The following is an 18,051-nucleotide window of genomic DNA, read 5'->3' on the forward strand; positions in this document are numbered from 1 at the left end:
GCGAAACCCCACGACCCCAACCACCCTCATTGCCCCCCGGACGCCCGCTGCTGCCGCAACGCAGCCACCCTCCGATAAAGCTCCACGGCCTCCTGCCCCCGCCCCAGCTGCTCCAGACAGTGCGCCTCGTCGTTACGACTGGCGAGCGCATCGGGATGATCGGCCCCGAGAACCCGCTCACGGGCGGAAGCCACCCCGCGGTACTCGGTGAGCGCATCGGCCCACCGGCCGAGCCACCCAAGCCCGACGGCAACCTCGCGACGGCTGACGAGAGTGTCCGGATGATCGGCCCCGAGCACCCGTTCCCGGATGGCGCACACGTCACGGGACTCCGCGAGGGCCTCCTCCCAGCGCCCCATGCGGCCGAGGTTGACCCCGAGCCCGTGCCGGGCCCGCAGGGTCTCGGGGTGCGCGGGACCGTGCACGCGAGTGCGGTCGTCGATCAGGTCGCGGTACAGCTCCAGCGCCTGCGCGCTGCGGCCGAGCCGCCCGAGGCTGATGCCGACCTCATAGCGGGCGGCCAGCGTGTCCGGGTGGTCGGGACCCAACGCCTGCGCGCGGGCCTCGGCCACCTCCTGGTAGGTGTGCAGCGCCTCGGGCCAGCGCCCCAACTGGCCGAGCGCGTAAGCGACTTCGTACCGGGTGACGAGTGTGTCGGGGTGCATCGCGCCGAGCACCCGCGCACGGGCGGACGCCACCTCGCTCGCCATGCGGTACGAGTCCTCCAGGCGCCCGAGCCGGCTCAGGTTGAAGGCGAGGTTGTGGCGGCAGCGCAGGGTGTCGGGATGGTCGGGGCCCATGGCGCGCTCGCGGGCGGCGAGCACGGACGTATAGGCCTGGTGCGCCTCGAAGTGGCGGCCCAACTGTCCGAGGACATAGGCCATTTCCTGCCGTGCGGCGAGCGTGTCGGGGTGATCGGGACCGAGCACCCGCTCCCTGGCCTGGGCGACATGCGCGTACTCGCGCAGCGCCTCGGCCGGGCGTCCGGTGCGACTGAGCGTGAACCCCACCTCGTAGCGGGAGGCGAGCGTGTCGGGGTGGTCGGGGCCGAGGGCGTGTCCCCGCTCGGCGGCGACCGCGCGGTGCACCTCGCCCGCCTCCGTCCACCGGCCGAGCCGCCCGAGACTCAGGCCTGCGTTGTGCCGCCCCGCCAGAGTGGTGATCAACTCCGGTGAGGGGGTGGGACGTTCGGCGCGCTCGGGCTCACGTGCCACGGCCGTGGACGGACGCGCGATCCACTCGCCGGTGAGGCCCGCGGAGGCGTCCGGCGGTGTGACGCGCAGACCGGCGCCGGTCGCCTTGTGGCCGGTGGTCATGCCGCGGGTCCAGGAGGGCAGCCGGGTTTCGCGCGAGGGCGGCTGCTCGGGGCGCGCCTGGGCCGAGGGTGCCAAGGGCCGTTGCTCCGCCCCCGGTTGCCGGATGGCGGGAGTGACCACGGTCGGCACGTACATCGGGGTCGTGCGGCCCGCGCTGATGCGGCGGCCGAGTTCGCGGGCGTCCTGCGGGCGCTCCTCGGGCTCCTTGGCGAGCAGATCCAGGATGATCTTCTCGAAGTACTCGGGAAGCTCGGCCCGGTGCCGGCGCGGCGGTTCGGGAGGCGTGTCCCGGTGACCGACGAGCACCGCCCACGCGTCGTCGAGGTCGAACGGCGGCGCCCCGGTGGCGATCTCGTAGAGCACGCACCCGAACGAGTACAGGTCGCTGCGCTGGTCGACATGGGTACCGCCGATCTGCTCCGGCGACATGTAGTGCGGGGTGCCCATCGCGATGCCGGTGCCGGTCAGCCGCGAGGTGAACCCGATGTCGTGGGCGAGGCGCGCGATGCCGAAGTCGCAGATCTTCACCGTGCCGTCGGAGAGCCGCATGATGTTCGCGGGCTTCAAGTCGCGGTGCACGATGCCCTGTTGATGGGTGTACGCGAGGGCCGCGGCCACCTGGTCGGCGACATCGACGACGTCGGCGACCGGCAGCGGGTGCTGCTTGTTGTCCTCCAGGAGCTGGCTGAGGTTCCGCCCCTCCAGCAGCTCCATCACCAGATACAGCACGCCGTCGGACTCACCGAAGTCATGGACGACGGTCACCCCGCGATGCTGAAGTGCGGCGGCCACCCGGGCCTCGCGCCGGAACCGCTCCCGCAGCACTCGGGTGAAGGACTGATCGTGGTGCGGACCGAGGGGCTTGAGGCACTTGACCGCCACATGCCGGCCCAGCGACTCGTCCCGCGCACGCCACACCTCGCCCATACCGCCCCGCCCGATGAGATCGAGCAGCCGATACCGGCTCTGGATCAGCCTGGTCTCCGCCATCTCCTGCGACCGCCCCCGTCGATGCTCGCCCCGCGCCCTCCCCCGGCCCGTCCAGTATGGCGAGTTATCTGTCGACTTTGTACGGCGCCGGGCGCGAGCCGGGGCCGAGTCGTGACATGGCGCGGAGAATGTGTTTGGGCGGAAGTTGCCAGCGCAGCCGTGCGGGAACGCAGCGCAGCATGGTGCCCGTGACACGCAGGCGCCGGGTCACCACGGCGGGCCCCGGTGCCGCTCTGCCGTACAACCCGTGGGCGTACGGCGGCAGAGAGGCGTACGCCAAGTGCGCGACGCGCCGCCACAGCAGGGCGCGCGCCGGTACGAGCAACGGGTGTGTCGGCGGGCGCAACAGGAAGTCGTCCACGTCCCGCGCCTCCGGACCAGCCGCCAGCTCGGGCAGCACCTTCTCGAAATACGCGGCCAGTTGGGCCCGGTCCGCAGGTACGACCTCGGGGTCGAGCCCCACCAGCCGTGCGCTGACCCGGTGTTCACCGACGTACCGGTCCGCCTGCGCGTCCGTGAGGCGGAACCCCGAGCGCCGCAGGACGTGCAGATAGGAGTCGATCTCGGCGCAGTGCACCCACAGCAGCAGCTCGGGCTCGTCGATCCGGTACCGCTCCCCCGTGGCCGGGTCCACCGCTGTGAGCATCGTGTGAATCTTCCGCACCCGCGCCCCCGCCTTCTCAGCGGCCTCACTGGTCCCGTACGTCGTCGTCCCCACGAAGTTCGCGGTGCGCATCAGCCGGCCCCACGCGTCGCGCCGGAAGTCGGAATTCTGCATGACACCCCGCACCGCACGCGGGTGCAGTGCCTGCAGATAGAGCGCGCGGACTCCGGCGACCCACATCATCGGGTCGCCGTGCATCTGCCAGGTCACCGAGGACGGTCCGAAAAGCCCCGGGTCACCCGCCTCAGAGGCGTCCACACCAGCAGGCTAACGCCGCACCCGCGGCATCCCCAGACCGATCCACGAGATGATCTCCCGCTGGATCTCGTTGTTGCCGCCGCCGAAGGTGAAGATCACCGCTGACCGGTAGCCGCGTTCCAGTTCGCCGTGCAGGACCGCGCCCGTGGATCCCTCCTTGAGGGCGGCGGGGGCGGCGACGATCTCCATCAGCCAGGCGTAGGCGTCCCGGCGGGCCTCGGAGCCGTACACCTTGACGGCGGAGGCGTCCTGCGGGGTGAGGGTGCCTTCCTGGACGGCGTTCACCATCTGCCAGTTGAGGAGTTTCATGGCGTCGAGCCTGGTGTGGGTCTGGGCGAGACGGCGGCGCACCCAGGGCAGGTCGACGACGCGGCGTCCGTCGGCGAGCTTCGTCTCCATCGCCCAGTGCTGCACGTCGTGCAGGGCGCGGATCGCCATGGTGCCGTGCGCGGCGAGGGTGACCCGCTCGTGGTTGAGCTGGTTGGTGATCAGCCGCCAGCCCTTGTTCTCCTCGCCGACGCGGCGCGAGACGGGGACGCGGATGTTCTCGTAGTAGCTCGCGGTGGTGTCGTGCGAGGCGAGGGTGTTGATGAGGGTGCAGGAGTAGCCGGGGTCCGAGGTCGGGACCAGGAGCATGGTGATGCCCTTGTGCGGCGGGGCCGCGGGGTCGGTGCGGACGGCGAGCCACACCCAGTCGGCGGTGTCGCCGTTGGTCGTCCAGATCTTCTGCCCGTTGACGATGTAGTCGTCGCCGTCCCTGACGGCTTTCGTCTTCAGCGCGGCCAGGTCCGTGCCCGCGTCCGGCTCGCTGTACCCGATCGCGAAGTCGATCTCGCCGGACAGGATCCTGGGCAGGAAGTACCTCTTCTGCTCCTCCGTGCCGAACTGCATGATCGTCGGGCCGACCGTGTTCAGGGCCATCAGCGGCAGCGGTACGACCGCCTGCGCCGCCTCGTCGAAGAAGATGAACTGTTCCATCGGGCTCAGCCCGCGCCCGCCGTACTCCTTGGGCCAGCCCACGCCGAGCCAGCCGTCAGTGCCGAGGCGGCGGATGGTCTCGCGGTAGAAGCGCTTCTGCGCGGCCGGATCGGCGTACCGGGCGTAGGAGTGGTCGGGCACCAACTCGGCGAAGTAGCCGCGCAGTTCGGTGCGCAATCGCTGTTGCTCTGGCGTGTACTCGAGATGCACGGCGCCTCCTGGCTCCCACTGACTGAGCTGGTTCTCCCGGGCTGGTCGGCGCACACGGTAGAACGCGTTGCAGAAATTGGGAATGCCGGTGACGGTTTCACACTCGTCGGACCTGAGGCCCGAAGGCGCTCAGCTCAGCGTGGCGATGAAGTCCGCACACACCTGGGCGCATTCACGGCAGGCCTTCACCGCGCTCTCCGCCCCGGCGTACTCCTCGAAGACACCGGCGCTCTCCAGGCAGACCGCCCGGCACCACTCCACCTGGACGCGGATCCCTGCCTCGTCCTGCTGAAGCTGCTCGGACAGCACGCGGCAGGTCGCGTCGCAGACCTCCGCGCACAAGATGCCCTCGCGACGGATGAGTTGCTCTTCCTTCGGCCCGTCCGGATCCATACAGCTCGCGCGCAGCGCACAGGCCCGTGCGCATTCGGTACAGGCCTGGGCGCAGGCGAAGCGGGCCTCCAGAAATCGGAAGAGCTCCCGTTGGGATGTCGTAGTTGTCACCACAAGCGGGTAGCCGGAGAGAATCGCGTCAAACCCGGCAGCGGAGAGGGGCTGCGGCTACGCGCCCGCCGCCTCCTGCGAGATCCGCTCGAACTGCGCCCCCATCGCCTCGGAGAGCGCGTGGGCCGCTGACAGCGGACGGACCATGACCATCAGGTCATCGATCCTGCCGTCCTCGTCGAAATGCAGGAAGTCGCAGCCGGTGATCTCCTTGTCGCCCACCTTGGCCTGGAAGACCAGCGCGTGGTCACGGCCACCGGGCTCGCCGATTTCGCGCAGGTAGCGGAAGTCGGTGAACACACGGGTGACGCCGCGCAGGATGGCCGCCGTGATCGCCTTGCCCGGGTAGGGCTGGAAGGCCACGGGACTGGTGAACACGACGTCGTCGGCCAGCATGTCCTCGATCGCCGCCATGTCGCCGGCCTCCACGGCCTTGCGGAAGGGGTGCATCACGCCCGCCTTTCATACTCAACTAATTGATTAGGTGCGGAACAGATTAGTAGCGGGGGTGGCCGACGTCTAGCCTGGGGGGCATGGCATTGCGCAACGCGGTCATGGCCGCGCTTCTGGAGGGCGAGGCGTCGGGGTACGACCTCGCCAAGGGCTTCGACGCGTCGGTGGCCAACTTCTGGATGGCGACCCCGCAGCAGCTGTACCGCGAGCTCGACCGCATGGAGTCCGAGGGGCTCATCGAGGCCCGGCTCGTACGGCAGGAGCGCCGGCCGAACAAGCGGGTCTTCTCCCTCACCGCGGCGGGCCGCGGCGCCCTGCGCGACTTCACCGCAGAGCTCCCGAAGCCCACGGCCATCCGGGACGAGCTGCTGGTCAAGGTCCAGTCCGTCGACTCAGGGGACGAGGAGGCCGTACGGGCGGCCATCGCCGAGCGGCTGGAGTGGGCGCGCGCCAAGCTGGCCCGCTACGAGCGGTTGCGCGACCGCCTCCTCGACGGGCGCACCGAGGACGAGTTCCTTGCCGGGAGCGAGCGCGTCGGCCCGTATCTCACGCTGATGCGGGGGCGCTCCTTCGAGGAGGAGAACATCCGGTGGGGCGAACGGGCCCTGCGCGTTCTGGAGCAGCGCGCATCGGTGCGGCAGCAGGCCGGTCCATCGGATGCCCTATGACCCCCGGCGGGTTCCCTATTGGTCCTCCGTCTCGGAGCGGCATAGCGTCGAGGACATCGCCACGCTGACGATCCGGACACAGACCGTCGGAGCGTGCGAGTGAAACAGTCCGGATTCCCCGCCCATGCCCGTCAGGGCCCGCACCCCCCGGAGACACGCACCATGTCGAAGATCCTTTTCGTGCTGACCGGCGCCGACCACTGGACGCTCGCCGACGGCACCCAGCACCCGACCGGCTTCTGGGCCGAGGAGGTCGTCGCCCCGTACGAGGCGTTCAAGGCCGCGGGTCACGAGGTCGTCGTCGCCACGCCGGCCGGCGTGGTGCCGACCATGGACCGGGCGAGCCTTGCGCCCGAGTTCAACGGCGGGCAGGAAGGCTCCGACCGGATCGCCAAGGCGGTCACGTCGATCGACGAGCTCCAGAATCCCGTCAAGCTGGAGGAAGTGGACCTGGACGGCTACGCCGCCGTCTTCTACCCGGGCGGCCACGGCCCGATGGAGGACCTCGCGGTCGACGCCGAGTCCGGCCGGCTGCTCACCCGTGCGCTGGAGTCGGGCAAGCCGCTCGGCGTGGTGTGCCACGGACCGGCGGCGCTGCTCGCAGCCACCGGCCCGGACGGCGCCAACGCCTTCGCGGGCTACCGCCTCACCGGCTTCACCAACACCGAGGAGACGCAGGCCGGATTCGCCGACAAGGCCAAGTGGCTGCTCCAGGACCGTCTCGTCGAGGCGGGCGCCGACTTCCAGGAGGGCGAGCCGTGGGCCCCGTTCGTGGTCGTCGACCGCAACCTGGTCACCGGCCAGAACCCCGCCTCCTCCGCCCCGCTCGCCGCCGAACTGCTGAAGAAGCTCGCCTGAACGACGGGCGGTGACCGGCGCTCGACCCCACTCGCGTCGAAACACCGCTGCAGGTGAGCGTCGCCCCGCTGAGCTGCTGCCGCAGGTCCGAGGCCAGGCCTGCTGAGGTCAGGTCTTCTCCTGCACCTCGTCGAAGCTGGCGAAGTAGGCGGCCGCCATGTCCTCGTCGGCGTGCCCCTGGGCGGCGGCACGGGCGAAGCGTTCGGCGGAGGCCGCGGCCACGTCCAGGCGCACACCGTGCTGCTCGCCGGCCTCGACGATCAGGCGGGCGTCCTTGCCGGCGGTGGACACCGCGAAAGCGGCCGGGGTCAGCTGGTCGTTGAGGATGAGGCCGGCCTTCGCGCGCAGGTAGCCCATGTCGAGCGGGCCGCCCGCGATGGCGTCGAAGAAGCTCTGCGGGTCCACTCCGAGGGCCTTGGACAGGGCCAGGACCTCGCCGACCGCATTCGTGGCCGCGAGGACCCAGCTGTTGGCGACGAGCTTGAGACGGGTGGCGCTGCCCGCCGCGCCGTCCTCGCCGGTCCACACGGTGCGGGCGCCGACCGCGTCGAACACGGGCGTCACGGCGTCGCGGTCCTGGCTCGGCCCCGCGGCCAGGACGAGCAACTGCCCGGCCTCCGCGGGCTGCCGGGTGCCGAGCACCGGAGCGTCGTAGAAGACCAGTTCGTTCTCGCGGGCGAAGTCGGCCAGCTCGGCGACGGCCTCGATCCCGGCGGTCGTCGACTGCACCCAGGAGGCACCGGGGCGCAGTGCGGGCGCGGCCTGCCGCATCACGTCCAGGACGGCTGCGCCGTCGTACAGCATGGTGAGGACGACACCGGCGCCCTGGACCGCCTCGGCGGGGGTGTCGGCGACGTACACCCCGTCGGCGGCAAGCGGCTCGGCCTTGTCCCGGCTGCGGTTCCAGGCACGGACGGTGTGCCCGGCGCGAGCAAGGTTGCGGGCCATCGCGGCCCCCATGATCCCGGTGCCCAGGACACTGACGGTGAGCTTGTCGGTCATGTCATCAACTTCCTGATCCCTGCGGTGCGGTGGTTGCTGCCGTGCCGTGCCGTGCCGGTTGCGGTCCCCGGACACAAGTCCACGCTGCCACGACCTGAGAGCGGGATTGCGCACCGCCCCACGGGACGCTGCCGGGACTTGCCGCCAATGGTGTCGCGACGGAGCCCCTCGGGCGGCTGAATGGCCGCCGGCCACGCCACAGCCACCGGCCCCCGCCCCGCATCGTTCCACCGCCGGGTGCCGGCATCGCCCACCCAACCAGAAAACTTGCCTAAGTTAATCAATCCACCTACGGTTGAGTGAGTCAAGCAATTCCGCGCTCCCTCGACCGGAGGCTCCGCCATGTCCGACGCCCTTGCCCGATCCGCCAAGGTCGGAGGTTCCGCACCGGCGAAGTCGAACGCCGTGGTGGCGGTACTGGCCTTCGCCGGGATCGTCGTCTCACTGATGCAGACCCTGGTCATCCCGATCGTCCCGGAGCTGCCGAAACTCCTCAACGCCTCGGCGTCGAACACCATCTGGGCGGTCACCGCCACACTGCTCGCCGCCTCCGTCGCCACGCCGGTCGTCGGGCGCCTCGGCGACATGTTCGGCAAGCGCCGCATGCTCCTGGTCAGCATCGTCCTGCTGGTGGCCGGTTCGGTCGTCTGCGCGCTGAGCGACTCCCTGGTCCCGATGATCATCGGACGGACCTTGCAGGGCCTGGCCGCAGCCGTCGTTCCGCTCGGCATCAGCGTCATGCGCGACGTGCTGCCCGCCGAGCGGCTCACCAGCTCCACCGCCCTGATGAGCGCCTCACTGGGAGTGGGCGGCGCCCTGGGTCTGCCGTCGGCCGCCTTCATCGCCGACCGCTTCGACTGGCACATCCTGTTCTGGACCTCGGCCGCCCTCGGCGCCGTCGCCTTCGCACTCGTCCTGGCCGTCGTGCCCGAGTCGAAGGTGCGCGCAGGCGGCCGCTTCGACCTGATCGGTGCCATCGGTCTGTCGACCGCCCTGGTCTCCCTGCTGCTGGCCGTCTCCAAGGGCTCCGACTGGGGCTGGACCAGCGGCACCGTCCTCGGACTGTTCGCCACCGCCGTCGTCGTACTGGTGGCATGGGGCGCGTTCGAGCTGCGCACCGCCCAGCCGCTGGTGGACCTTCGCACCCTCGCCCGCCGTCAGGTGCTCTTCACCAACCTCGCCTCGGTGGCGTTCGGCTTCTCGATGTTCGCGATGTCCCTGGTTCTGCCGCAGCTGCTCCAGCTGCCCGAACAGACGGGCTACGGCCTCGGCAAGTCCATGCTGACCGTCGGCCTGGTCCTGGCTCCGCAGGGACTGGTGATGATGGCGATGGCTCCGCTGTCCGCCGCGATCTCCAAGACCAGGGGCCCGAAGATCACCCTGATGACGGGCGCGGTCATCGTCGCCGCAGGCTACGGCCTGAACATCCTCCTGATGTCCGAGGTCTGGCACCTCGTTCTGGTCTCCTGCGTCATCGGCGCCGGTGTCGGCTTCGCCTACGGTGCGATGCCCGCGCTCATCATGGGCGCCGTGCCCGCCACCGAGACGGCCGCCGCGAACAGCCTCAACACCCTGATGCGGTCCATCGGTACCTCTTTCGCCAGTGCACTCGCCGGCGTCATCCTGGCGCAGATGACCACCGACTTCGGGACCACCGCGCTGCCCTCCGAGAACGGCTTCAAGACAGTGATGGCCGTCGGCGCCGGTGCCGCCCTCCTCGCCCTCCTCCTCGCCTCCTTCCTCCCGCGTCAGCGCGCCGCCACGTCGCAGGCGGCGTCCCCCGCCGCAGGTCCGGAAGACGAGCTGGCCGAAACCCCGCAGGTGTCCGAGGCGAAGGCGTAACATCCCGCGCGCCGGGCAACCACCCGTCACCGACCTCCTGGCGGTCGCCGTCCCGGCCTCGCGGGAGGCGACGGCCAGGCGCCTGTGTACCCGCACCGTTCCACCGTTCCACCAGCGACCATTGGGGAGTCATCGATGACGACAGGCACGTCACGCGAGTCGGCAGACGGTTCCACACAGCCCATAGTGCGTACCGCCGCCGGTGCGGTGCGCGGGCGCCGGGAAGGCAGCCTGTCCGTGTTCCGTGGCATCCCGTTCGCCCAACCGCCGGTGGGAGAAGCGCGGTTCCAGGCGCCGCGCCCCACGCGCCCCTGGGACGGAACACGGGACGCGTTCGTCTTCGGCCCGCCGCCCCCGCAGGAGTCGGGGTTCCAGGGCCGCTCGCTCCTGCTGGACTCACCCACGGGCGACGACTGGCTGACGGTCAACGTCTGGACCCCCGATCCGGACCCGGCCGCCCACCGCCCGGTGATGGTGTGGATCTACGGCGGCGCCTACAAACTCGGCCACTCCGGCAGCCCCGGCTACGACGCCAGGCGCATCGCCAGCGACGGCGACGTGGTCGTGGTCACCCTCAACTACCGTGTCGGCATGGAGGGTTTCGCCCGCATGGACGGGGCGCCCGCCAACCGCGGCCTGCTCGACCAGGTCGCAGCCCTGGAATGGGTACGGGAGAACATCACGGCGTTCGGCGGCGACCCCGGTCGGGTCACCGTCTTCGGCGAGTCCGCCGGCGCCGGATCGGTCGCCTCGCTGCTGGCCATGCCGAGCGCGGCGGGACTGTTCCGGCGGGCGATCGCGCAGAGCATGCCCGGCACGTACTTCTCGGACGAGCTGGCCCGCGACATCGCTGCCGTCCTCGCCGCGGAGGTGGGCCTGCGACCGACTGCCGCCGACCTGTCCACGGTGGACCCACGCCAACTGCCCGCCGCAGGCGAGGCGTTGAGCTCGAAGATGCGCCAGTACGAGGAAAGGTGGGGGCAGGTCGTCCCCACGCAGACCCCCTTCTCCCCGGTCGTCGACGGCGAGATCCTGCCGACCACCCCCTGGCAGGCGCTGGCGGCCGGCGCGGCACGGGACGTGGAGCTGATCGCCGGGCACAACAAGGACGAGTTCCGGCTGTTCCTCGCCCTCGGCGGACAGCTCGGGAAGATCACCGACGAGGAAGCGGCGGCGGTACTGCGCATGTTCGGGCCCGGACCGGACGGCGAACAGGCCTACCGCACCGCCTTCCCGGACGCCTCCCCCGGCGAACTGTACGAACGGGTCCAGACCGACTGGCTGTTCAACATGCCCTCGCTGCACCTGGTCGAGGCCCAGACAGCCGGCGGCGGCCGCGCGCACATGTACGAGCTGACCTGGCCGGCCCCGGGCAACGGCGGCGCACTGGGCGCCTGCCACGGCCTGGACATTCCGCTGCTGTTCGGCACGTTCGACGCCGACATCGGCGCCCTGCTGTTCGCCGGCGCCGAACCCTCTCCCGAGGCCGAGGCGTTGTCGTCCCACTTCCGCGCGTCCTGGACCGCGTTCGCCACGACGGGCGACCCGGGCTGGCCCTCGTACGACACCGAGCGGCGACTCGTCCAGGTCCTCGACGCGGACCCGCACGTCACCGCCTACCCGGAGGAAGCCTCCCGTCGCCTCTGGCGGGACCACACCTTCCTCGCGCTGCCGCTGATCGACTGATCAGCAGACAGAACGTCACCGCGCCCCCCGGGCGGCGATACACACTCGTCACGACGTGCAGACGTTCGTCAGTTCGTCGGCCGCGTCGTTGATCTGGCTGGAGTCCGGGGCGGTGTCGCCGTTCAAAATGGCCTTGTTGTAGTCCGCGATCGCCTCGTTGAGGTCGTCGACCGCCTTGTCGACCTTGTCGTTGTCCGTGTCGTCGCCGATCTTGTCGAGGTTCTTGTCGATGGTGTCGATGGACTCTTCCGTCCGCGTGGGGTCGTTCGCGGCGTCCAGGCCCGTGTCATGGATCGCCCTGAGGCTGTCGGCGATCGTGCCGGCGTTCTGAAAGCAGTCCAGTGATTCGTCGACGCTCTCGCAGCCGGTGACAAGTCCGGTAGTCAACGCGACGGCAACCGCGGCTGTGGCGATGGCGGCAGTACGGCGTCCGCGTCGGCGGTTCGCGGCCATGGAAATGGTCCCTTCCTCGATGCGATCTCTGCCGACCACGATGTCGTCGCACGCTCGCCGCCACGAGGGACCGGCCCCCCGAATCCATGGTGTAGCCCGCTACACCACGGGCGGAGACCCGTGGTGTGATGAAGGCGTGAGCCGTGCCGCAGAAGAGACCAACCGCCGCATGCTTCGGGCGAGGGATGCGATGGACCGCGGCTACGCGCAGCCACTGGACGTCCCGGCCCTCGCCCGGATCGCCCATGTGTCGGAGGCACACTTCACGCGCACCTTCCGGGCCACGTTCGGCGAGACGCCGCACCGCTACCTGCAGCGCCGCCGTGTCGAGCGGGCGATGTTCCTGCTGCGGGAGACCGATCGCAGCGTGACGGACATCTGCTTCCAAGTCGGCTTCGGCAGCCCGGGAACCTTCAGCCGCACGTTCCGCGACATCGTCGGCCGGTCACCGAGGACGTACCGCAAGGAAACGGCCGCCACCGGCGTACCGACGTGCTTCACGATGGCGTGGACGCGGCCGACCGCCTGACCGTGCGCACGGCCGGTACCGTCCGTCGAAAGAGCAGTTTTGGATAAGTTTTCGTCCGGCCTGCCCAGTAGCGTGATGCACATGTTCACCGCGATCACACACTCACAGATTTACGTCCTCGACCAGGACGAGGCTCTCGACTTCTACGTCGGCAAGCTTGGCCTGGAGGTCAGCGCCGACGTCGACCTGGGCTTCATGCGCTGGCTGACCGTCAGCATTCCCGGTCACCCGGAGCGCCAGATCCTGCTGGAGAAGCCGGGCCCTCCGGCGATGCCCGCGGAGACGGCGCAGCAGGTCCGCGAGCTGATCACCAAGGGCGCGATGGGTGGCTCACTCATCTTCAGCACGGACGACTGCCGCAAGACGTACGAGACTCTGCTCGGCCGGGGCGTCGAGTTCACCGAGGAGCCCACCAAGCGCCCGTACGGAACCGACTGCGGCCTCCGCGACCCCTTCGGCAACAGCATCCGTTTCACCCAGCCGAAGGCCTGAGGGCTGCCGACGGACGGGCGTGGTTCCGTCAGGCGGCGGGTCCGACTTCGACAGCCGCCTCGGCATGCGTGACGAAATCGTCGACCAGCCGGTGGAAGAGCGTGGCGAGCTGTCGCAGGTCCTCGGACGACCAGTCCGCGAGAGCCACTTGCATGCCTCGGCGGCTCACCTCTCGGATGCGCTCGGCCGCTGCCAGTCCGGCGTCGGTGAGCTGGATGAGATGAGCACGGCTGTCGCGGAGATCCTGGATGCGGATCACGTAGCCGTCCTTCTCCAGCTGCCGTAGCTGCCGGCTGACGTGTGAGGCTTCCACGGACAACCGAACCGCCAGCACCCCGGGCCGCACCGGCTCACTCTCGGCGATGCTTCGCAGGATCGCGGCCGCGGCCCGGTCCAGGTTCAGGCCTGCCACGGCCATCAGACGCTCGTGCTGCCGGGCACGGCCTGCCAGGTATGCGACGCGGGTGAGGGCTTGCTCGATCGCGACCACGTCGGTCGAGACGGGCGCTGCGGGCGGCGGTGTGGACATGAGCCCACGGTAACTGCTACTTGCCTTAGTCAAGTAAAACCGAGGGCCACTCCCCCTGTCCGCCGCCAGTCACCACCTTGGCGGTCAACGGCTTCGGGTTGCGCCGCGCCGCCGTTGTACGGGTTGGGCCGGGAGCGAGGAGAAGCTGTCCTCTTCTTCGTCTTCCAATGGCGCCAGCTCGACGGTGTAGCGCGGCTGCAGGAACAGATCGTGGTACTGCGGCGTGTCCGGCGAGCCTTCTGCGTCGTCTATGGGCTGCGCGGAATCACGGTGGGAAGAGGAAGCGGGCATGCACAACCATCCGGAGTCGAGGGCCGCGCGGATTCAAAGCGGAGCTGTCGACCGGTGGTTACCGGTATCTGCTTGCCCCGTGCGCGACAGGCCTATTAGATCGTATTGGCGGTGGAAGGACGGCAGCGCACGCTGCGGAGAGTTCGGCACTCGGACGACACCGGCGACAGAAGCCCCGTGTCACTCCCCCACGACGGCCAAGGCAAGGGACAGAGTGACCGACCCTATCCGGCTCTTTCACACCGACCTCGGGGCGAGCCCCGCGCCCGCTCTGCTGCTCGTGCACGGCTGGGGCGGCGACGGGCGGGAGTGGTCGCCGCATGCCGAGGCGCTGGCCGGCGGGTTCCGGGTCGTGGTGCCCGACCTGCGCGGGCACGGCCGCTCCGAAGTGCCCCTGGACGGCAACACTCCGGTGGAAATGGCCGACGACCTGGCGGCCCTCATCGAAGCGCTCCGTACGGGGCCGGTGATCGCCGTGGGGCACTCTATGGGAGGCCAGGTCGTCAATCTGCTCGCCGTACGGCACTCGCACGCCGTACGCGCTGTCGTCGCGCTCGATCCGGCCCACGGCGCGCAGGGCCCGGAAGTCGACGGAATCCCGGCCCGCCTGGCCGAATACCGCGAGAACGGTTCCCGCACCGCGGCCGCCTTCGTCGCCGAGGCCTTCGGACCCGACGCCCCAACCGGACTGCGGACCGCCCACATCCGCACCATGCTCGGCACCCCGGATCACGTCATCGCCCAGGCGTACGCCGGTATGTACACCGACTCCGGAGCGGTCGGCGTCCGCCCCTACAGCGAGGCGTATCTGCGCGCCCGCACCCAGCGTGCGCTCACCGTGTGGACGTCGGCCTCGGCCGCCGCCTGGGAGCGCGGCACCCTGCATGTGCCGGGCTCCCGCGTCGACCACTGGCCCGGCGTCGGGCACTACTTGCACGAGGAACGCCTCGACGAGACCGTCCGGCTCATCAGGGACTGGGCCACGGAGACCGGAGGCCTGTCGTGACTACGCGCACGGCCGGCCCGGATAGTCGTCGGTCTCGGGTACGCCCGCCTCGCGCATCCTGCGCAGAACCTCGTGCAGGACCGGCTCGCCGTCGATGTCCACGGGGCAGTTGATCTCCCTGTCGAAGACCAGGGTCTCCCCGGCCGTGTTCCAGAGGACCCAGCGATGCCGGAGCAGGTCGCCCTCCCAGAGGTGCGCGTAGCTCTCCACAACCGCCGCCTTCCTGGTCATGACGCCGACCTCCCGGTCTCGTGGCCGTCGACGTATGTCGCCGCCACTTCGATGTCTCCGATGCGCGAGGTGTCGACGCGCCGGGGGTCGTCGCCGAGTACGACCAGGTCGGCGAGCTTGCCCGGAGTGAGGCTTCCCAACTTGTCCTCCCAGTGGCAGGCGAACGCCCCGGCGACCGTGTAGGCGCGCAGGGCCTCGTCGACGGTGACGCCCTCGTCCGGGCCGATCACCTGGCCGGACTCGGAGGCACGCTCGGCCATGAACTGGACGGCTCGCAACGGGGATCCGTCCGTGACGGGGCGGTCGGAGCTGCCCACCAGTGTGATGCCGTGGTCCAGGAACGCCCGGCCGCGGTAGAGCCACGGGGCCCGTTCCTCACCCATGATCGCCGCGTAGTCGTCGCCGAAATAGCGCAGGAAGCTGGGCTGGACGACCGCGCTGATGCCGAGCCGCGCGAAGCGCGGGAGCTGGTCGGGGCGGATCAGGCCGGCGTGCTCGATGCGGTGCCGGGCGCCGGGGCGCGGCCGGAGGCGCTGGGCGCGTTCCAGAGCGTCCAGGGCGATGTCGGCCGCGCGGTCGCCGATCGCGTGGACGGCGAGCTGCCACCCGGCGAGGTGCCCGTCCACGATCATGTCCGCGAGCTTGTCCGGATCGTCCTGCAACTGGCCCGCGTGGTCCAGCCCGTCGTACGGACTGCTGAGCGCGGCGGTCCGGGCCATCATGCCGCCGTCGGTGTAGATCTTCAGCGCGCCCACGGAGAGCCGGTCGTCGCCGAACCCGGTGCGCAGGCCGAGGTCGAGGGCCCGGGGAATGCCGTCGGCCTCGTGCGCGGCGACCGGGCGCAGCCGGTCCGCGGACACCATGAGCTGCACCCGTAACGGCAACAGGGCCTTCTCGCGGGCGAGTTGGTAGGCGCCGAGCTCGACGGGGCTGTGGCCGAAGAGGGTTCCGCCGACGCCTGCCTCGGCGCAGGCGGTGACGCCCTCGGCCAGACAGGTCCGGGCGGCCCGTCCGATCGCCTCGGCCAACTCCCCCTGGGAGTACGGGAGACGGAGTGCACGGGCAGCGCCCATGGCGCCCTCGGCGAGGAAGCCGTTGTCGTGCGGGATGTCGGCCGGGAGCAGTTCGAGAACGGCGGAGTTGACGACGCAGCCGTGCCCGGAGTCGTGCATCACGAACAGCCTGTGCCCGTGGCTGACCTTGTCCAGTTCAGCAGCGGTGAGATGGCGTCCCAGGGCCCGCTGGTCGTACCCGGCGATGCTCACCCAGGCGCCGGGCGAGCTCTTCCGGGTGACGGCCTCCTCCACGATGGCGAGCACGTCGTCGATCCCCGTGCACCCCGCGATGCTCGGGGTGTTCTGCTTGAACCCGGTCCAGGCCAGGTGGACATGGGCGTCGATGAACCCGGGCAGCACGGTGGCGCCCTGAAGGTCGATCACCTCACGGGCGGGCAGGGAGGTCACGGCCTCGTCGAGGCCCACGATCCGGCCCTGCCAGATGCCCAGGTCGTGGGCGACCGGGTGGTCCGGGTCCATGGTGAGGAAGCGGGCGTTCGTCAGTCTGGTGCAGAGCAACAGCGGTGTCCCCCCAAGGGTGTTGGCCGGCCCGGGTCGCGGAAGCGAATGGGCCGCGTCCTCGGGTCAGGCCTCCGTGGACGTCGCGAGGGAGCGGGGGCGCAGATCGGTCCAGCGGGCCTCGACGAAGTCCAGGCACGCCTCTCGGGTGTTCTCGCCGAGGGCGATCGTCCATCCCCCGGGCACCTCGGCGAAGGACGGCCAAAGGGAGTGCTGGCCCTCGTCGTTCACCAGGACCAGAAAACGGCCTTCGGTGTCGTCGAACGGGTTGGTGCTCATGTTTCATTGCCTCCTCGGGTCCGAGGAATACGTTGATTAGGTTAGGCTCGCCTAAATTAGAAGGAGCTTAGCCTTTCCCCCTTCTCTCTCACAAGGAGACGTTCATGCGTCCCGTCTCCGGCCGTGCGGCCGATATGGAGAACGTCTTCGTCGACTTCGGACTGCCCGGAATCCCCGGCACCGACGAGTTCTGGGCGACGGCGGGGGCACCCGCGTCGAAACCTGCCGACGACGGCGGTTGGTCGACCCTGTTCCTGTGGCGCGGGTCTCCGGCGAGCATCGAGTTCGAGAGCTGGTCGGAGCCGGTACCCCTGCGCCGATGGGGAGACACGGACTGCTGGTACGCCGAGGTGCGTATGCCCGCCCGGCTGCGGGTGACGTACCAGTTCCTCGCGGGCGACGCGGCGTACGCCGACCCGTTCAACCCGGTCGGTGCGGGCGGTGACCGGTCCATCGCCGCAACCCCGGACGCACCGGCCCAGCCGCACTGGCCCGTCGTCAGCGCTTCCGACGTGCTGCCCGTCCCGAACACCCGGCTCCGCTGGGCCAGTTCACGGCTCGGCGGGCGGCGTACCGTGCGGATCCACCCGGCGGGCGGCGGCGGACCGGTGGTCCTGCTGCTCGACGGGGACGACTGGCTGTATCTGCACCCGGCGATGACCGCGTTCGACTCGGCCGTCGCAAGTGGTGAGACGCCCCCCGTCACACTCGTCTTCCTTCCGGCAAAGGACAGGGAGGCCGAGTTCGCGTGCAAGCCCGAACTGTGGGAGGCGGTCCGGGACGAACTCCTGCCGCTGGTCGCGGAATCCGGCGTACACGCAGACCTCGACCGGCTGGTGGTCGCCGGGCAGAGCCTCGGCGGGTTGAGCGCGGTGTACGCGGCGCTGGAGTTTCCGGACCTGGTGTCGCGCGTCGCCTGCCAGTCGGGGTCGTTCTGGTGGACGCCCGACGCCATGGGCCTGGCCGACCCGTTGGGCGGCCCGCTCGGCGGATCCATCGCCGCGCGCCTGCGGGACCGTGGGCCCGAACTGTCCGGGCTGCGGGTCGCGTTCGACGTGGGGGAACACGAGACGCGGATGCTGCCGCACTGTGAGTCGGTCGAGGCCCTGGCCGCGCAGGCCGGTGCGGCCGTGCGCGCCTCTCGGTCGGCATCCGGCCACGACCGGGCGGGGTGGCGGCACGCCCTGCTCAGGGATGTGGCCTGGACGCTCCGCTGAGGGCACGGTGATTGTCTGCGG

19 protein-coding genes are annotated in these 18,051 nt (G+C 70.3%); 8 read left to right on the top strand and 11 right to left on the bottom strand.

The genetic code is table 11. The features are described from left to right. Positions 1-26: 26 nt before the first annotated feature. The 5 genes from OG219_RS04145 to OG219_RS04165 all read right to left on the bottom strand — a co-directional run bounded on the left by OG219_RS04145 (position 27) and on the right by OG219_RS04165 (position 5,370). Entirely contained in the window at positions 27-2,306 is a 2,280-nt protein-coding gene (locus OG219_RS04145) for a tetratricopeptide repeat protein (protein WP_266822950.1), read from the bottom strand. Between the two features lie 64 nt (positions 2,307-2,370). After that, positions 2,371-3,168: an oxygenase MpaB family protein gene (locus OG219_RS04150; protein WP_266835995.1), complete on the bottom strand. Its 798-nt coding sequence runs from the start codon at positions 3,166-3,168 to the stop codon at positions 2,371-2,373. Positions 3,169-3,237: 69 nt separating this feature from the next. Next, complete coding sequence (locus OG219_RS04155) at positions 3,238-4,416, bottom strand: acyl-CoA dehydrogenase family protein (RefSeq protein ID WP_266822958.1); 1,179 nt, start codon at positions 4,414-4,416, stop codon at positions 3,238-3,240. 129 nt (positions 4,417-4,545) lie between these two features. After that, the gene (locus tag OG219_RS04160; protein WP_266822960.1) at positions 4,546-4,920 is read right to left on the bottom strand and encodes a ferredoxin; all 375 of its coding nucleotides are present in this window, start codon (positions 4,918-4,920) and stop codon (positions 4,546-4,548) included. A 57-nt stretch (positions 4,921-4,977) separates the two neighbouring features. Further along, positions 4,978-5,370: a nuclear transport factor 2 family protein gene (locus OG219_RS04165; RefSeq protein ID WP_266835996.1), complete on the bottom strand. Its 393-nt coding sequence runs from the start codon at positions 5,368-5,370 to the stop codon at positions 4,978-4,980. An 83-nt stretch (positions 5,371-5,453) separates the two neighbouring features. Between OG219_RS04165 and OG219_RS04170 the strand changes: the two genes are divergently transcribed. Both OG219_RS04170 and OG219_RS04175 read left to right on the top strand, forming a co-directional pair. After that, a complete protein-coding gene (locus OG219_RS04170; RefSeq protein ID WP_266822962.1) occupies positions 5,454-6,041 on the top strand; it encodes a PadR family transcriptional regulator in 588 nt (195 codons plus the stop codon). A gap of 162 nt (positions 6,042-6,203) precedes the next feature. Beyond that, a complete protein-coding gene (locus tag OG219_RS04175; protein WP_266822964.1) occupies positions 6,204-6,899 on the top strand; it encodes a type 1 glutamine amidotransferase domain-containing protein in 696 nt (231 codons plus the stop codon). A gap of 108 nt (positions 6,900-7,007) precedes the next feature. On the opposite strand, the gene OG219_RS04180 is transcribed toward OG219_RS04175, so the two are convergent. Further along, a complete protein-coding gene (locus tag OG219_RS04180; RefSeq protein ID WP_266822966.1) occupies positions 7,008-7,901 on the bottom strand; it encodes an NAD(P)-dependent oxidoreductase in 894 nt (297 codons plus the stop codon). Positions 7,902-8,243: 342 nt separating this feature from the next. Here OG219_RS04180 and OG219_RS04185 point away from each other — a divergent pair, with 342 nt between their 5' ends. Both OG219_RS04185 and OG219_RS04190 read left to right on the top strand, forming a co-directional pair. Then, positions 8,244-9,743 (top strand): MFS transporter, encoded by a 1,500-nt coding sequence (locus tag OG219_RS04185; RefSeq protein WP_266822968.1) that lies wholly within the window; start codon positions 8,244-8,246, stop codon positions 9,741-9,743. A gap of 135 nt (positions 9,744-9,878) precedes the next feature. Further along, entirely contained in the window at positions 9,879-11,429 is a 1,551-nt protein-coding gene (locus OG219_RS04190) for a carboxylesterase/lipase family protein (protein WP_266822970.1), read from the top strand. A 48-nt stretch (positions 11,430-11,477) separates the two neighbouring features. Here OG219_RS04190 and OG219_RS04195 read toward each other — a convergent pair whose 3' ends face one another. Next, entirely contained in the window at positions 11,478-11,882 is a 405-nt protein-coding gene (locus tag OG219_RS04195; RefSeq protein WP_266822972.1) for a hypothetical protein, read from the bottom strand. A gap of 136 nt (positions 11,883-12,018) precedes the next feature. Between OG219_RS04195 and OG219_RS04200 the strand changes: the two genes are divergently transcribed. Together OG219_RS04200 and OG219_RS04205 are read left to right on the top strand one after the other, a co-directional pair. Further along, on the top strand, positions 12,019-12,411 hold the full coding sequence (locus tag OG219_RS04200; protein ID WP_266822974.1) for a helix-turn-helix domain-containing protein: 393 nt from the start codon (positions 12,019-12,021) through the stop codon (positions 12,409-12,411). Positions 12,412-12,492: 81 nt separating this feature from the next. After that, positions 12,493-12,903: a VOC family protein gene (locus OG219_RS04205; protein WP_266822976.1), complete on the top strand. Its 411-nt coding sequence runs from the start codon at positions 12,493-12,495 to the stop codon at positions 12,901-12,903. Positions 12,904-12,931: 28 nt separating this feature from the next. Here the strand turns inward: OG219_RS04205 and OG219_RS04210 are convergent, their stop codons facing one another. Continuing rightward, positions 12,932-13,432, bottom strand: a complete 501-nt coding sequence (locus OG219_RS04210) for a MarR family winged helix-turn-helix transcriptional regulator (protein WP_266822978.1) — start codon at positions 13,430-13,432, stop codon at positions 12,932-12,934. A gap of 505 nt (positions 13,433-13,937) precedes the next feature. Here OG219_RS04210 and OG219_RS04215 point away from each other — a divergent pair. Further along, the gene (locus OG219_RS04215) at positions 13,938-14,729 is read left to right on the top strand and encodes an alpha/beta fold hydrolase (protein WP_266822980.1); all 792 of its coding nucleotides are present in this window, start codon (positions 13,938-13,940) and stop codon (positions 14,727-14,729) included. On the opposite strand, the gene OG219_RS04220 is transcribed toward OG219_RS04215, so the two are convergent. The 3 genes from OG219_RS04220 to OG219_RS04230 form a co-directional block, all read right to left on the bottom strand. Then, positions 14,730-14,960 carry a hypothetical protein gene (locus OG219_RS04220; protein WP_266822982.1) on the bottom strand — a complete coding sequence of 77 codons (231 nt, stop codon included), beginning with the start codon at positions 14,958-14,960 and terminating at the stop codon, positions 14,730-14,732. It lies immediately after the preceding gene. Further along, positions 14,957-16,534, bottom strand: coding sequence for an amidohydrolase (locus OG219_RS04225; protein ID WP_266822984.1), 1,578 nt, complete (start codon positions 16,532-16,534; stop codon positions 14,957-14,959). Before OG219_RS04225 ends, OG219_RS04220 begins: the two co-directional genes overlap by 4 nt. A gap of 66 nt (positions 16,535-16,600) precedes the next feature. Then, on the bottom strand, positions 16,601-16,813 hold the full coding sequence (locus OG219_RS04230) for an MbtH family protein (RefSeq protein WP_266822986.1): 213 nt from the start codon (positions 16,811-16,813) through the stop codon (positions 16,601-16,603). A gap of 104 nt (positions 16,814-16,917) precedes the next feature. Here OG219_RS04230 and OG219_RS04235 point away from each other — a divergent pair, with 104 nt between their 5' ends. Beyond that, positions 16,918-18,030, top strand: a complete 1,113-nt coding sequence (locus OG219_RS04235) for an alpha/beta hydrolase-fold protein (RefSeq protein WP_266822988.1) — start codon at positions 16,918-16,920, stop codon at positions 18,028-18,030. Positions 18,031-18,051: the final 21 nt, after the last annotated feature.

This window comes from Streptomyces sp. NBC_00038, from assembly GCF_026343635.1.
In the GTDB taxonomy this organism is placed as follows: domain Bacteria; phylum Actinomycetota; class Actinomycetes; order Streptomycetales; family Streptomycetaceae; genus Streptomyces.